The following is a 12,452-nucleotide window of genomic DNA, read 5'->3' as shown; positions in this document are numbered from 1 at the left end:
CGTCTCGGGTTGGCGCGTATGGCATGATCTGTGGTACTCGACGTGGGTTTGTCGCTGCTGGGCTCTGGTCCGTCCCTATGTGTGGTGGGCGTTGGGGATGATTGAGGGGAGCTGCTCCTAGTACGAGAGGACCGGAGTGGACGAACCGCTGGTGTTCGGGTTGTGTCGCCAGACGCATTGCCCGGTAGCTAAGTTCGGCACAGATAAGCGCTGAAAGCATCTAAGCGCGAAGCTGGCCCCGAGATGAGTCATCCCTAGAGCCTCGAGCTCTCTAAAGGGTTGTTCTAGACGAGAACGTTGATAGGCAGGGTGTGTAAGCGCTGTGAGGCGTTGAGCTAACCTGTACTAATGGCCCGTGAGGCTTAACCATACAACACCCAAGAGGTTTTGGGTTGGACTTAAATAAAGCCAGTTGATTGTGGCGAGAACGAACAGCTTTCTAGATTCGTGTTTTGACTGAAAAGTGAAGACACACCAAATTTTGCTTGGCGACCATAGCGCTTTGGACCCACCTGACTCCATGCCGAACTCAGTAGTGAAACGAAGCAGCGCCGATGGTAGTGTGGGGTCTCCCCATGTGAGAGTAGGACATCGCCAGGCTTTGATTATAAATTGCGCCTATTGCTTGTGATTTTTGATAGCTGCGATGCTCATGTATTGGCATACACTGTGCTTCTCGCTTCAAAACTCCCTGCGCATAGCACGCAATTTAACTATCAAAGCAATGATATGTAAGACTTTGATAAGACAGAATTGGTGCGGAGTGGTAGTTCAGTTGGTTAGAATACCGGCCTGTCACGCCGGGGGTCGCGGGTTCGAGTCCCGTCCACTCCGCCACTACTTAGAAACCCTGCTAATTTTAGTAGGGTTTTTTGTTATTGGGTCGTTGGGACGATTTGCTTTATAAATAAGCGATTAAACGTCTGAAGAGTAATTGGTGGTGGTAATTTGTCGCGGGATCGCTACAATAGGCACCTATCTACAGGGGTATAGCTCCAATTGGCAGAGCAGCGGATTCCAAATCCGCGTGTTGGGGGTTCGAATCCCTCTACCCCTGCCAAATATCAAAGCATCGACATTGTCGATGCTTTTTTGTATGTGAATCATCAAGCTTCTCGTAATCCGATAAGAGATAGATGAGAACATGCAAACGACAAAAAAGGCGTGTTGGGGGCTGGGACGCCAGCCCGGTCGAATCCCTCTACCCCTGCCAAACACCAAAGCATCGACATTGTCGGTGCTTTTTTTGTATGTGAATCATTAAGCTTCTAGCAACTCTGCCCCTCTTCCCTTTTTCTCCCTCCTGTTTCTTGTTCACATGTCGCGGTATGATGAGTTTTTACCAATCGAAAGGAGCACCCAGTGGTAAGCATATTGTGGGTAGGGCTTGGCGGCGCATTAGGGGCGTCCTCGCGTTTTTTAGTGTCAGAGTGGAGCGTCGCGGTGTTTGGTCGAGGATTCCCGTACGGTACCCTAATGGTTAATGTGCTGGGCTCATTAGCGATGGGGGTCTTTTTAGCGGCGATGAGCCAAGAGCTGATTGCCCCAGTGCCTTGGCGTCAACTGATTGCGATTGGCTTTTTAGGCGCGTTCACCACCTTCTCTACCTTTTCAGTGGATACCTTGCTCCTTTTTCAACATGGTGAGACGGTGAAAGCCTTGTTGAATGTGGGTCTCAATCTCGCGTTGTGCTTAAGTGCAGCCGCGATGGGCGCTTGGTTGCTAGCACGCATCACCGGTTAAGCGAAAACATCGTGTTACGTCGCTTGTTGTTGCGGCGGTGATTTCTTATACTGGCGTTGAACTTGTCGGAGTGCCAATTGGCTGAGACCACGTTAAGTGGGATCCGTTGAACCTGATCTGGTTAAGACCAGCGAAGGGAACAAGAGATGCTTCAGATCACAGACGCAACCCGTCTGCCAGTTTGCTCACATCTCAATTCAGCGTTTTCCGGCAAGCATTAATTCCCATAATGAACACCGGAGTAATGCTATGTCGACCCGTAAACAGGCCCGTCTTGAGGCCAAATCCTTTATCGATTCCCTCTCTGCGCAAACCCATCCCAACTCGGAGAAAGTTTATGTCGAGGGCTCGCGACCTGATATTCGTGTAGGGATGCGCGAGATCCATCTGTCTCCGACCTTTGTGGGCGGGAGTAAAGACAATCCGCAGTACGAGGACAATGAATCCATTCGGGTTTATGACACATCAGGGCCTTATACCGACCCACAGAGTGCTATCGATATTTACCAAGGCTTAGCGCCAGTGCGCAAAGCCTGGATTGATGAGCGTGCCGATACAGAGTTTCTTGATGCAGTGAGCTCAGACTATGCGCAGACTCGTCTCAGTGATGAAACCTTAGATGATCTTCGCTTTAGTGCCTTACCGCCTATCCGTCGGGCGAAACCTAACCAATGTGTGACCCAACTTCACTACGCACGCCAAGGCATTATCACCCCAGAGATGGAATTTATCGCGATCCGGGAAAATATGGGGCGTCAGCAGTATCGTGAAGAGCAGCTAAATCGCCAGCACCCAGGAGAAAGCTTTGGCGCGCATTTGCCATCACACATCACCCCCGAATTTGTACGCCAAGAGGTCGCTGAAGGACGCGCGATTATTCCGGCCAACATTAATCATCCAGAAGCGGAACCAATGATCATTGGGCGTAACTTTCTGGTGAAAGTGAATGCCAATATTGGTAACTCGGCGGTGAGCTCCTCCATTGAAGAAGAAACCGAAAAGTTGGTGTGGGCGACCCGTTGGGGAGCGGATACGGTGATGGATTTATCGACCGGACGCAATATCCACGAAACTCGCGAGTGGATTTTACGTAATAGCCCAGTCCCGATTGGCACTGTGCCTATGTATCAAGCGCTTGAGAAAGTGAATGGCATTGCCGAAGACCTGACTTGGGAAGTGATGCGCGATACCTTAATAGAGCAAGCCGAGCAAGGGGTGGATTACTTTACCATTCACGCTGGAGTGCGTTTGCACTATGTGCCCATGACCGCCAATCGCGTGACTGGGATTGTCTCGCGTGGTGGGTCGATTATCGCCAAATGGTGCTTGGCGCATCATCAAGAAAGCTTCCTCTATACCCATTTTCGTGAAATCTGCGAGATTTGTGCCGCGTATGATGTATCGCTGTCGCTAGGCGATGGATTACGTCCCGGCTCAGTGGCTGACGCGAACGACGAAGCGCAATTCAGTGAGCTACGTACTCTGGGCGAGCTTACCAAGGTGGCATGGGAATACGATGTGCAGGTGATGATTGAAGGCCCCGGCCATGTGCCCATGCACATGATCAAAGAGAACATGGATGAGCAGCTCACCCATTGCCATGAAGCGCCTTTTTACACCTTAGGCCCATTAACTACCGATATTGCGCCGGGTTACGACCACATCACCTCCGGGATTGGTGCGGCGATGATTGGCTGGTTTGGGTGTGCGATGCTTTGCTATGTCACGCCTAAAGAACATCTGGGTCTGCCCAATAAAGAGGATGTTAAAACGGGCATGATCACCTACAAATTGTGCGCGCACGCCGCCGACTTAGCTAAAGGACATCCGGGCGCCCAGGTGCGAGATAACGCCATTTCCAAAGCGCGCTTTGAATTCCGCTGGGAAGATCAGTTCAACCTTGCTTTAGATCCGGTGACGGCACGTGCCTATCACGACGAAACGCTCCCTCAAGAGTCGGGCAAGGTCGCACACTTTTGCTCCATGTGTGGGCCGAAATTCTGCTCCATGAAAATCAGCCAAGAAGTCCGAGATTATGCCAAAGAAAATGGCTATGCCGCCGCGGGCGAAGCGATTGATGTCACTATGCTGGAAGACCCGTTAGCGGGCATGCAACAAAAATCGCAAGAATTCCGAGAAAAGGGCAGTGAGCTCTACCTGCAAAAATCTCATCATTCGTCACCACAAGGCGCTGAGGTAAGCGACAGCGATAAGGTGGAATCATGAGCCTAACCCCATTTGCGCCTATGCCTGAAGGTATAGGCCCATTATATCCTGTGGTGGACGATGTGGATTTGCTCGAACGCTTGCTTTGTTTGGGGGTGAAAACCGTGCAACTGCGTGTGAAGAAGCCAGCGCATCCACAATTGTTAGATTGGGTACAGCGCGCGGTGGAATTGGGCCGCGCGCACCATGCGCAGGTGTTTATCAACGATCACTGGCAGATCGCGCTTGAGGCTGGCGCCTATGGCGTTCATCTTGGGCAGCAAGACTTACAAGAGGCGGATCTTGACCGGCTTGCGCGGCAAGGCGTGCGCCTAGGCGTATCGACACGCAGTCCCGAACAGCTTGCCGCAGCGATTGAACTCTCGCCCAGTTATCTTGCCATCGGTCATATTTTTCCCACCACCACCAAACAGCTCGCCGAGCCGCCGCAAGGCATTTCTGCGTTAGCACAGCAGGTGGCGACTGTGGATGGTCGTTTCCCGACGGTGGCGATTGGCGGTATTGATCTCGATCGAGCCCCTGACGTTTGGCGCACTGGCGTGGACGCCATTGCGGTGGTCCGTGCCGTGACGCAAGCGCCTGATTTAGCGGCGCGCATTGACGCATTTAATCGCTGTCTTAATCCATCAAGACAGCAAGGAGGGCGTGATGCTATCGGACAGTGAATACCTGCGTTATAGCCGGCAAATCATGCTGCCAGAAGTTGGAGAATGCGGGCAGCAGGCACTGAGCAAGGCACGCGTGTTAATGGTCGGTGCCGGTGGGCTTGGAACCACCGCGGGCCTCTATCTTGCAGGCGGTGGCGTGGGACAGTTAGCGATTGCTGACTCGGACCACATTGAGCTATCTAATTTGGCGCGTCAGGTGGCGTATCGGGAGGCGCAAATTGGCACCGATAAAGCCGCAGCGCTAGCCGCTAACTTGGTCGCGTTGAACCCAGATTGCCAGTGCCGAGCCATCAATGCCTATCTCGAGGGTGAGCGTCTGGCGCTCGAAGTGGCGATGGCGGATGTGGTTCTCGATTGCAGTGATAATCTCGCCACTCGCCATGCAGTCAATCAAGCCTGTGTAGAGGCTGGTACACCCTTGGTGAGCGCGGCGGCGATCGGTTGGCAAGGCCAGTTATTGGTTTATCAACCACATAGCGCATGTTATGCGTGCGCCTTTGCGGACGTGACGCTTTCTGAACCCACGCGCTGTGCTGAAGCTGGGGTAATGGGGCCGGTAGTCGGCATGATGGCCACCGCGCAAGCGCTGGAAGGGATAAAACTGTTATTAGGGCAGGCGGTCGGTACCAATCGCTTGTCACGACTGGATGGACAAACCATGACATGGCAGCACTTTTCGCTGCCTGTGCATCCGCACTGTGCGGTTTGTCAGCCAACGCGGGAGGTAAGTGATGCAGTTAATCATTAATGACACGCCTACAGAGGTTAATGCCACGACCGTCGCGCAACTGATTGAGGAGATGAAGGTGCCAGCCGAATCGGTCGCAGTGGCGCTAAATCAGACCATTATTGCGCGTGATGCTTGGTCATCCACGTCACTTACCGCTGGCGATAGCTTGGCGGTCTTTCAAGCGATTGCCGGAGGATAATCATGTTAACCATTGCGGATACGACGTTTTCATCTCGGCTGTTAACCGGCACCGGCAAGTTTGCCAGTCGCAAGACTATGGCCGAATCACTGGCGGCCAGTGGTACTGAACTGGTCACCATGGCGCTAAAGCGAGTCGATGTGCATGCCACACAAGACGATATTTTAACCCCGCTGCGCGAGCTCGGTGTGCGCCTGCTGCCCAATACCTCAGGGGCGAAAAATGCGCAAGAAGCGGTGTTTGCCGCGCGTCTTGCTCGAGAAGCATTGGGAACGCCTTGGGTGAAGCTAGAAATTCATCCCGATCCCAAATATTTGATGCCTGATCCGATTGAAACCCTTCAAGCAGCGAAAACGCTTGTGGATGAGGGGTTTGTGGTGCTGCCGTATTGCCACGCCGATCCTGTGTTGTGTAAGCGTTTGGAAGAGGTGGGATGCGCGGCGGTGATGCCCCTTGGCTCACCGATTGGCTCCAACCAAGGGCTGGCCTCAATGGCGTTTCTCGACATCATTATCGAGCAAGCTCGCGTGCCGGTGATCATTGATGCCGGTATTGGCGCTCCGTCAGAGGCGGCGTTAGCGATGGAGCGCGGCGCTGATGCGGTATTGGTCAACACCGCGATTGCCACGGCTGGCGATCCGATTGCTATGGGCGCGGCGTTTAAACAAGCGGTTGAAGCAGGACGCTGCGCGTATCAAGCTGGACTGGCGGGCACACGCAATCACGCTCACGCGTCTAGCCCCTTAACCGCGTTTCTTGACGCTAGGGAGGCGTGATGAGCTTTTCTAAGCGGTGGGCGGCACTCGATTGGGATCATCATCGCCTCTCGATTTACAGCAAAACGCGCCAAGATGTCGAGCGGGCGCTGGCTAAATCCTCGCGCAATTTGGACGATTTCGCTGCCCTGATCAGTCCTGCCGCTGAAGCCTATCTTGAGGCCATGGCTCAGCAGTCTGCGGCGCTGACGCGGCAGCGGTTTGGCTATACCATGGGGTTTTATATTCCGCTGTATCTCTCCAATTTATGCGCCAACGTGTGTACCTATTGCGGTTTTTCGATGGAAAACCGAATCAAACGGCGCACGCTGGATGAAGCCGAGATCGCCGCCGAATGTGAAGCGATCAGAAAAATGGGCTTTGACAGTGTGCTCTTGGTGACCGGTGAGCATGAAACCAAGGTAGGGCTCGAGTATTTTCTCCGCGCCTTACCCGTGGTGAAGCAATACTTTCATCATGTGGCGATGGAGGTGCAGCCGCTAGATACCGACGCATATCGCGCCTTGGTGGCAAAGGGGGTGGATGCGGTGATGGTGTATCAAGAAACCTACCACGCTCCAACCTATGGGGAACACCACAAGCGTGGCAATAAAACCGACTTTCACTACCGACTGCAAACCCCAGATAGGTTGGCACAAGCAGGGGTAGATAAGATCGGTCTCGGCGCCTTGATTGGCCTTGAGGACTGGCGTACCGACAGCTTTTTTACCGCCCAGCATCTCGATTATTTGGAAAAGCAATACTGGCAAAGCCGCTATTCGCTATCCTTTCCACGCTTACGCCCTTGCGCGGGGGCGTTACAGCCGAAATCGGTGATGACGGATAAGCAGCTGGTTCAGCTGATTTGTGCCTATCGGTTGTGGAATCCGCAGGTAGAGCTGTCGCTATCGACACGCGAGTCACCTCACTTTCGCGACAATGTGTTGCCGCTTGGTGTCACGAGCTTATCCGCGGCGTCAAAAACCCAACCGGGCGGTTATGCCAACCCTGAGCCACAATTGGAGCAGTTTGCCATCAGTGATGAACGTAGCGCGGCAGAGGTGGCCGCCAGCGTCCGTGCCCTCGGGTTTGAGGTGGTATGGAAAGATTGGGATAACATCTACGATGTCGCGCGTCAGGCGCAAATGGCTTCACAAACGGCAGCGGGTTAGCGACAATGCGGGCATGAAACGTATTACTGTATATGTGGGCCCGCGCTGTCCTCACTGTGAGGCGGCCAAAGCTTACTTGGATAAAAAAGGGCTGCGTTATCGTGTTGTCGATACGGCCACGCCCAAAGGCAAGAAGCTGCTGGCAGCAACAGGCTCGCGGGGTGTCCCGGTGATTTGCATTGGCGATACCACCTTGCGCGGCTTTTCGCCTAAAGCGGTCGAGAAAGCCCTGAAAGGGGAATAAAAAAGCGTCCAATCGGACGCTTTTCATCTTTTCACACTCGGTGAAGACGCGACTTAACGGCTTAGCGGCGCGGTCGCTTGTTTTAACCAAGCTTGGTCTTGCTCATCTAAAGATGGGCTAACTTCATCCCACACGGTTTGATGATAGCGATTCCACCACTGGATTTCCGCCTCGCTGAGCAAGCTCACATCGACCAAACGACGATCGATCGGTGCACGCGTGAGTGAGGCAAACCCGAGCATCGTCATGTCGCCCTCGGTGGGCTTTTCTTCAATCAATTCGAGGTTTTCAATCCGGATCCCAAACGCCTCGGCGCGATAGTAGCCCGGCTCGTTTGACACCACCATGCCCGGCAATAGCGCGACGCTATTGGGCGCTTTGGAAATACGCTGTGGACCTTCGTGCACATCTAAGAAATGCCCGACACCGTGACCGGTGCCATGGTCAAAATCATAGCCGTGTTGCCACAAATACTGGCGTGCTAAGGCATCAAGCTGGCTGCCTGAGGTGCCTTTCGGGAACCGCGCGGTGGCCAGCGCAATATGTCCTTTCAGCACCAGCGTGAAGGCCTTTTTGATCTCAGCGCTGCATTCGCCCACCGGCACGGTACGGGTAATGTCCGTGGTGCCGTCATAGTATTGGCCGCCAGAGTCGACCAAGTAGACGTTGTTGCTCTCAATCACGCTCGGTTTGGGCTGATTGTTGTGGTTATAGTGGCACATAGCGGCGTTGCCACCGGCGGCGGAAATGGTATCAAAGCTTAAGTCGACCAGTTGATCGTCTTGTTGGCGGAATTGATACAAGGTGTCTGCGAGCACCGCTTCGTCAGGGCGTTCACCGGCGTCGACTTGACGGTCAAACCAGGCCAAAAAGCGAGTCACGGCAACACCATCGCGCACGTGACAGGCACGCATGCCTGCGATTTCTTGCGGATTTTTGGCTGCCTTCTCAAGCGCACATGGGTCTTGCGCTTCCACCACGGTGACTTGCGCTTGTTGGAGGGTGTCCAGTGTCCAGGCATTGGCACCGTTTGGATCGACCAATACACGTTGACCCGTCAGCGCTTGCAGGGCATCAACCAGGCTGTCTGGGTGCGCGACGCTCACGCCTTCGCCCACATGTGCATCAAAGCCTTCGGGGAGACGGTTAGGGTCGATAAACACGGTAACGTCACCGGATTGCTTGATGATCGCTTGGGTCAGCACCACCGGTAAACGTGGGATGTCGCGACCACGGATATTGAGTAACCAACAGACGGCATCGGGTTGAGTGAGTACAGCGGCATCAAGATTCTGATCAGCCAGCTGCTGGCCAATAGTTTGCCGCTTATCCAAGCTGGCGCGGCCGGTTTTCTCTTCACCCAGTAAAATGGCAGGGCTATTAAGCGGGGCGGGGCGATCGTCCCACAAGCTTTCAATCGGGTTTTGCTCAACGCTCACCAGTGTCAAAGCCCCATCCAGCGCACGTTGGGTGCGTTTGTACCAAGCGGCACTATGCATGCGAGCGTCGATAGCCAGCTTGGCACCCTTGGGTAATTGTTGCTGGGCCCATTGCACCGGTGGTTCATCAATCAGATGGCAGTAGTCAAACAGGCCGGCGGGGACTTGCTTACGGACTTGAACCACATAGCGGCCATCAACAAAAATCGCCGCCTTGTCGCGGGTGATCACCGCGGCCCCTGCGGAGCCGGTAAAGCCGGTTGCCCAATGCAGGCGCTCATTGTGCTCAGGCACGTATTCGCCGAGGTATTCGTCTTCGTGGGGGATGAGTAAGGCGTCATAGTCGTGTTGAGCCAGCCAGTGTCTTAGCTGCTCAATACGCTTGGTAAGGGTCGCGTCCATTATTCTTCCTTCTTTAAATTGGGTGAACTTGCCATGTTCGGCCTCGCGTAAAAACCCGTGGATTAGACCCTAGCGCGATGGGCGATAGGTTGCAATTTTGCCGGGCTAAACTGCTGACAGCGCGAAATAATTAAGGCTTTCAGCCATTGGTGCCCCGGGTCATTTTCTTGATTTTGATGCCAAAACAAGGTGTACGCCATTGGCGGGATTGGCGTCGGTAACGGCCGCACCACCAAATTGAGCGACGCGGCAATATAATGCGCAAACTGGCTTGGTGAGGTAAACACCAGGTCGGTATAGGTACACAGGCTCGCCGCACTGTTGAAATCTGGCACGTACATGGCAATGTCACGCTCAATATTACGCTCTGCCAGTTTATAGTCCAACAGCCAGCGGTCATTCCCGTCACACTTCACCTGTACATGTCGCAGTCCAAGGTAACGCGCTTCATCCCATGGACCCTTGAGCGCTGGGTGATCAGCGCGCATCAACACACACTGGTGATCTTGGCAAAGCTCTTGGTAGCGCACACCCTTGGGCGGCATCATGGTCAGCATGGCATCGGCGGGATTTAAATCTTTACCGGTAATGCCAAAGTCGATATTGCCGCGGGCGAGACCATCAAAGGTGGTTTGATCCCAAGCGGCGGTATTAAGGGTGATAGCTGGCGCCGCTTCCAGCATATCGCCAATAAACTGTGGCAACAGCAATGGATAGGCGCTCTCGACGAGGGCAAAGCGAAAACAGCGATCGCTTAAGTGCGGCTGAAAGTGGTCGGGCTCGGTCATCGCCGCAACATCATTGAGTAAAGCCCGTAATTTCGCTTGTAAGGCTTGCGCGCGAACCGTGGGTTTGAGCCCGTGGGCTGCTCGAGTAAAAAGTGGATCGTTAAATTGCGCTCTGAGTCGGGCTAAGTTTTTACTCACTGCCGATTGGCTGAGATGCAGGCGTTTTGCCGTGCCCGTGACATTGCACTCTTCTAAAAGCACATGTAGGCACACCAATAAATTGAGGTCGGTGCGCTGCAGCTGGTCCAAATCCATTGCTGGTATTCTCCTTGGGAATAACTGCTTTTACTATAAACCATTATGGTTCATACCCTGAAGCCACTATACTACGTGCCTGTATAGAGGAGTAACCCATGTCACACACTGACTCACCGACATCAAATCGCTTACTGGTCGCCTTAATGGTGTTACTGGTGCTGTTTAGCCCGATGGCGATTGATATTTACCTGCCTGCATTACCGTATATGGCCGGTGACTTTAATGTGAGCCCAACCTTGGCGCAAGATACCGTCACTTGGTTTATGTTTAGTTTGGGTTTGGGCCAGCTGTTTGCGGGGCCATTGGCTGACCGCTTTGGCCGTAAGCCTGTCGCGATCATTGGTATTTCACTATACGGTCTTAGCTCGCTGATGGCGTGGCTCGCCACCTCGATGGATATGATGCTGGTGGCGCGTTTGCTACAAGGTTTTGGTGCATGTGCGACGTCCGTGTGTGCGTTTGCGGCAGTGCGTGACCGCTTTGGTGCTGAGCGCAGCGGCCATATGATTAGCTATCTCAATGGTGCGATTTGCTTTGTGCCCGCCTTGGCCCCGCTGCTGGGTAGCTGGCTGACTCAAATGTTTGATTGGCGCGCTAACTTCACCTTTATGCTCGGTTATGCGGCATTGGGCTTGGTCTTGGTCAGCGTATTTTTGCCTGAGACGCGCCCGACACATACAGATAACGCTGGGCGCTTATTCAGCTTACGTCGGTATTGGCAGGTGCTACGCGTGCCGACATTTACCTATCATATTATTCTTTGCATGCTGGCGATGGCAGTGATCTTAGCCTACGTCACCTCCGCGCCCGTTTTGCTGATGGATAGGTATGGTATTTCCATGAACAGCTTTACTTTTTGGTTCGGTGCCAACGCGGCATTAAACATTGCCGCCGCGATGTTAGCGCCGCGCTATATGCAAAAATTTGGCAGCCGCCGCGCGCTCAATATTGGCTTGATGATGCTGGTTGGCTCAGGCGGGCTGATGCTGGCATTAAGCCCCATCGCTGCCCCCTGGGCCTTTATGTTACCCATTTTTACCTCGTCATTCGGCTTTGCTTGGGTTTTGGGCGCGTCAGCGGGCGCGGCATTAGCCCCGTTTTCTGATCGTGCCGGCACAGCGGCAGCCTTGTTGGGATTGTTCCAAATGAGTGGCGCAGGTCTGCTGGTTAGCCTGACTCAGCGTTTAGGTTTATCCGCCAGTGATTTAATGACCGTGCATATGTGGTTGCTGCTACCTGGCTTAATTATTTTGTGGTCACCGAAAGGTAAGCAATGGCATGCGAAAGCAGTAAGAGATTAAATAATCAGTAAAAACGACAATTCAGTTGGCAAATATAATAAGACGTGCAAAACGCTGGGGTCTCGACAACCCATTATCCCTTTTCGCTGGCTTCGGCCAGCGTTTTTTTATTTTGCTAAAAACCCCAAATTGAGAGTATATTTACTGAGCAAACCAAATTAATGCTCATTCCTTATCGTTTTATATCCAAAGGTCAGTTACACACTATGTCATTATCGACAATCGAAATGGCGCGCGTCCTTGAGCAACTTGAGGAATCGCCCGAGAAAATCATGTTTGGCAAATTGCTGGCAGAATTAGGCAGTCAAAGTGAAGAGCGTGTACGTAGCGCCGCCCACCAGGTGCCACTGAAATATTTACGCGAACTGGTTTATCAATTTAATCAGGTGATAGATGAGCGCCGATCTGAGCGTATTGAAGAAATCACCCAAGGCTTGGCGCAAGACGGTTTATCTGCCGACGAGCTTTATGAATATGTAATCCAACGCAAGATGGGCTGATCGCCGCCCATCCTCAAAGGAATAAAC

Annotated in this window: 12 protein-coding genes, 2 tRNA genes, 2 rRNA genes and 1 riboswitch; of the genes, 14 read left to right on the top strand and 2 right to left on the bottom strand. The window is 53.2% G+C overall.

Going from position 1 to position 12,452, the window contains the following annotated elements; all coding sequences use genetic code 11:
* From BGL48_RS16340 to BGL48_RS06055, 12 genes are all read left to right on the top strand, one after another.
* Positions 1-370: ribosomal RNA gene (locus BGL48_RS16340) — 23S ribosomal RNA — on the top strand; the annotation flags it as partial.
* A 114-nt stretch (positions 371-484) separates the two neighbouring features.
* Positions 485-600, top strand: a 5S ribosomal RNA gene (rrf, locus tag BGL48_RS06105).
* Positions 601-760: 160 nt separating this feature from the next.
* Positions 761-837: transfer RNA gene (locus BGL48_RS06100), tRNA-Asp, on the top strand.
* Between the two features lie 146 nt (positions 838-983).
* Positions 984-1,060 (top strand) — tRNA-Trp (locus tag BGL48_RS06095).
* A 302-nt stretch (positions 1,061-1,362) separates the two neighbouring features.
* Positions 1,363-1,743: a fluoride efflux transporter CrcB gene (crcB, locus tag BGL48_RS06090; RefSeq protein ID WP_069361826.1), complete on the top strand. Its 381-nt coding sequence runs from the start codon at positions 1,363-1,365 to the stop codon at positions 1,741-1,743.
* A gap of 56 nt (positions 1,744-1,799) precedes the next feature.
* A riboswitch (TPP riboswitch) is annotated at positions 1,800-1,899 on the top strand.
* A 93-nt stretch (positions 1,900-1,992) separates the two neighbouring features.
* Positions 1,993-3,969, top strand: a complete 1,977-nt coding sequence (thiC, locus tag BGL48_RS06085) for a phosphomethylpyrimidine synthase ThiC (RefSeq protein ID WP_069361825.1) — start codon at positions 1,993-1,995, stop codon at positions 3,967-3,969.
* Entirely contained in the window at positions 3,966-4,634 is a 669-nt protein-coding gene (thiE, locus tag BGL48_RS06080) for a thiamine phosphate synthase (RefSeq protein ID WP_069361824.1), read from the top strand. The genes thiC and thiE overlap by 4 nt, the downstream gene beginning before the upstream one ends.
* Complete coding sequence (locus BGL48_RS06075) at positions 4,618-5,385, top strand: HesA/MoeB/ThiF family protein (protein WP_069361823.1); 768 nt, start codon at positions 4,618-4,620, stop codon at positions 5,383-5,385. The genes thiE and BGL48_RS06075 overlap by 17 nt, the downstream gene beginning before the upstream one ends.
* A complete protein-coding gene (gene thiS, locus BGL48_RS06070) occupies positions 5,369-5,566 on the top strand; it encodes a sulfur carrier protein ThiS (protein ID WP_069361822.1) in 198 nt (65 codons plus the stop codon). The genes BGL48_RS06075 and thiS overlap by 17 nt, the downstream gene beginning before the upstream one ends.
* Positions 5,567-5,568: 2 nt before the next feature.
* Positions 5,569-6,342 carry a thiazole synthase gene (locus tag BGL48_RS06065; RefSeq protein ID WP_069361821.1) on the top strand — a complete coding sequence of 258 codons (774 nt, stop codon included), beginning with the start codon at positions 5,569-5,571 and terminating at the stop codon, positions 6,340-6,342.
* Complete coding sequence (gene thiH, locus BGL48_RS06060) at positions 6,342-7,493, top strand: 2-iminoacetate synthase ThiH (RefSeq protein WP_069361820.1); 1,152 nt, start codon at positions 6,342-6,344, stop codon at positions 7,491-7,493. The genes BGL48_RS06065 and thiH overlap by 1 nt, the downstream gene beginning before the upstream one ends.
* A 13-nt stretch (positions 7,494-7,506) precedes the next feature.
* A complete protein-coding gene (locus tag BGL48_RS06055; RefSeq protein ID WP_069361819.1) occupies positions 7,507-7,737 on the top strand; it encodes a glutaredoxin family protein in 231 nt (76 codons plus the stop codon).
* Between the two features lie 53 nt (positions 7,738-7,790).
* Here the strand turns inward: BGL48_RS06055 and BGL48_RS06050 are convergent, their stop codons facing one another.
* Positions 7,791-9,578: an aminopeptidase P family protein gene (locus BGL48_RS06050; RefSeq protein WP_069361818.1), complete on the bottom strand. Its 1,788-nt coding sequence runs from the start codon at positions 9,576-9,578 to the stop codon at positions 7,791-7,793.
* Positions 9,579-9,640: 62 nt separating this feature from the next.
* Complete coding sequence (locus BGL48_RS06045) at positions 9,641-10,621, bottom strand: LysR family transcriptional regulator (RefSeq protein ID WP_069361817.1); 981 nt, start codon at positions 10,619-10,621, stop codon at positions 9,641-9,643.
* Positions 10,622-10,719: 98 nt separating this feature from the next.
* On the opposite strand from BGL48_RS06045, the gene BGL48_RS06040 reads away from it, so the two are divergent.
* Positions 10,720-11,925, top strand: coding sequence for a multidrug effflux MFS transporter (locus BGL48_RS06040; protein WP_069361816.1), 1,206 nt, complete (start codon positions 10,720-10,722; stop codon positions 11,923-11,925).
* 206 nt (positions 11,926-12,131) lie between these two features.
* Positions 12,132-12,425, top strand: coding sequence for a hypothetical protein (locus BGL48_RS06035; protein WP_069361829.1), 294 nt, complete (start codon positions 12,132-12,134; stop codon positions 12,423-12,425).
* The last annotated feature ends 27 nt before the right edge of the window (positions 12,426-12,452 follow it).

Origin of the sequence: Salinivibrio sp. SS3 (assembly GCF_001722105.1) — a bacterium.
GTDB classification, from domain to species: Bacteria; Pseudomonadota; Gammaproteobacteria; order Enterobacterales; family Vibrionaceae; genus Salinivibrio; species Salinivibrio kushneri.
This window is presented reverse-complemented; position numbering and strand designations above follow the sequence as displayed.

What these genes read in the sequence shown, in the direction of transcription:
- BGL48_RS06040 (WP_069361816.1), top strand. Translation starts at nt 10,720, where the DNA reads ATGTCACACACTGACTCACCGACATCAAATCGCTTACTGGTCGCCTTA.
- BGL48_RS06055 (WP_069361819.1), top strand. Translation starts at nt 7,507, where the DNA reads ATGAAACGTATTACTGTATATGTGGGCCCGCGCTGTCCTCACTGTGAG.
- thiE (WP_069361824.1), top strand. Translation starts at nt 3,966, where the DNA reads ATGAGCCTAACCCCATTTGCGCCTATGCCTGAAGGTATAGGCCCATTA.
- BGL48_RS06050 (WP_069361818.1), bottom strand. Translation starts at nt 9,578, where the DNA reads ATGGACGCGACCCTTACCAAGCGTATTGAGCAGCTAAGACACTGGCTG.
- thiC (WP_069361825.1), top strand. Translation starts at nt 1,993, where the DNA reads ATGTCGACCCGTAAACAGGCCCGTCTTGAGGCCAAATCCTTTATCGAT.
- BGL48_RS06035 (WP_069361829.1), top strand. Translation starts at nt 12,132, where the DNA reads ATGTCATTATCGACAATCGAAATGGCGCGCGTCCTTGAGCAACTTGAG.
- BGL48_RS06045 (WP_069361817.1), bottom strand. Translation starts at nt 10,621, where the DNA reads ATGGATTTGGACCAGCTGCAGCGCACCGACCTCAATTTATTGGTGTGC.
- BGL48_RS06075 (WP_069361823.1), top strand. Translation starts at nt 4,618, where the DNA reads ATGCTATCGGACAGTGAATACCTGCGTTATAGCCGGCAAATCATGCTG.
- thiS (WP_069361822.1), top strand. Translation starts at nt 5,369, where the DNA reads ATGCAGTTAATCATTAATGACACGCCTACAGAGGTTAATGCCACGACC.
- BGL48_RS06065 (WP_069361821.1), top strand. Translation starts at nt 5,569, where the DNA reads ATGTTAACCATTGCGGATACGACGTTTTCATCTCGGCTGTTAACCGGC.
- thiH (WP_069361820.1), top strand. Translation starts at nt 6,342, where the DNA reads ATGAGCTTTTCTAAGCGGTGGGCGGCACTCGATTGGGATCATCATCGC.